We start from the raw sequence: 1,540 nt of genomic DNA, 5'->3' as shown, positions 1-1,540 counted from the left end.
TAGAACAACTCGTTGTCCAGGCCTGCATAGCCCGCGGCCATGCTGCGCTTGTTCACGATCACTGTCTTGGCCTTGTAGGCCTCCAGGATCGGCATGCCGTAGATGGATGTGCCCTTTTGCAGCGCTGCCGGGTTCACCACGTCGTTGGCSCCCAGGATGATCGCCACGTCGGCTTGGCCGAACTCTCCGTTGATGTCTTCCATCTCGAAGACCTGGTCATAGGGCACTTCCGCCTCCGCCAGCAGCACGTTCATGTGCCCGGGCATGCGGCCTGCGACSGGGTGGATCGCGTACTTGACCGTCACGCCATGCTCGGTGAGCTTCTGCGCGAGTTCCTTSACCGCGTGCTGSGCGCGTGCCACCGCAAGGCCGTAGCCCGGCACGATGATSACCGTCTCGGCGTTGGAGAGCACGAAGGCCGCATCRTCCGCRCTGCCGCTCTTGACCGGGCGCTGCTCCTTCGCRCCGCCCGYGCCGGCGGCGGCCGCTTCGCCGCCGAAGCCGCCCAGGATCACGTTGAAGAACGAGCGGTTCATCGCCTTGCACATGATGTAGCTCAGGATCGCACCGGAGCTGCCCACCARGCTGCCCGCGACGATCAGCATCGCGTTGTTCAGGCTGAAGCCGATGCCCGCGGCCGCCCAGCCCGAGTAGCTGTTGAGCATCGAGACCACCACCGGCATGTCCGCCCCGCCGATCGGGATGATGATSAGCACGCCCATCACGAAGGCGAGGATCAGCATYGCCAGGAAGGCCGCCCAGCTCTCGGTGGCCATGTAGACCAGGCCCAGGGCGATGGTCAGCAGCCCCAGCACSAGGTTGAGCATGTGCTGGCCCTTGAACTGCACCGGWGCRCCCTGGAACAGGCGGAACTTGTACTTGCCCGAGAGCTTGCCGAAGGCGATGACCGAGCCGCTGAAGGTGATCGCGCCGATGGCCGCCCCSAGGAACAGCTCCAGCCGGTTGCCCGCGGGGATTGCATAGCGCAGGAAGCCGTCCACGACCATCGCGCCTTCGGGCGTGTTGACGGTGCCCGAGGCCGCAACCGGCAGCGGCGTGATGCCGAAGGCCCAGGGCTCGACCACTGCCGCCACSGCGATGAAGACGGCTGCMAGGCCGATCATGCTGTGGAAGAAGGCGACCAGTTCKGGCATCTGGGTCATCTCKACCGTCTTGGCGCGGTAGGCGCCGTAGCCGCCGCCCACCACCARCCCGAGCAGCACCCAGCCCAGGCCGATGAGCCTGCCGCCGGAAAGCTGCACGATCAGCGCGGCGGTGGTCAGAATGGCGATCGCCATGCCGACCATGCCGAAGAGGTTGCCGCGGATGGAAGTGGTGGGATGGCTCAGGCCCTTGAGCGCCTGGATGAAGCAGACACTGGCGATGAGGTACAGCAGCGTGACGACGTTCATCGACATGATCAGCGTCCCCCCGCCTTGGCGCCGTCACCGCCAGCGGGCACTTTCTTGTCCTTCTTCTTGAACATCTCCAGCATGCGCCGGGTCACCAGGAACCCGCCGAAGACGTTGACCGCGGCCAG

At 65.6% G+C, this 1,540-nt stretch carries 2 protein-coding genes; both read right to left on the bottom strand.

The features are described from left to right. Positions 1 to 1,418 (bottom strand): NAD(P)(+) transhydrogenase (Re/Si-specific) subunit beta (locus AC1DMA_RS30100; protein ID WP_478146476.1); only part of this gene is annotated, 1,418 nt, incomplete at its 3' end. A gap of 2 nt (positions 1,419 to 1,420) precedes the next feature. After that, the coding region (locus AC1DMA_RS30095) for a proton-translocating transhydrogenase family protein (protein ID WP_478146477.1) at positions 1,421 to 1,540 on the bottom strand (120 nt) is incomplete at its 5' end.

Source organism: Variovorax sp. 05N34 (genome assembly GCF_056397405.1).
This window is presented reverse-complemented; position numbering and strand designations above follow the sequence as displayed.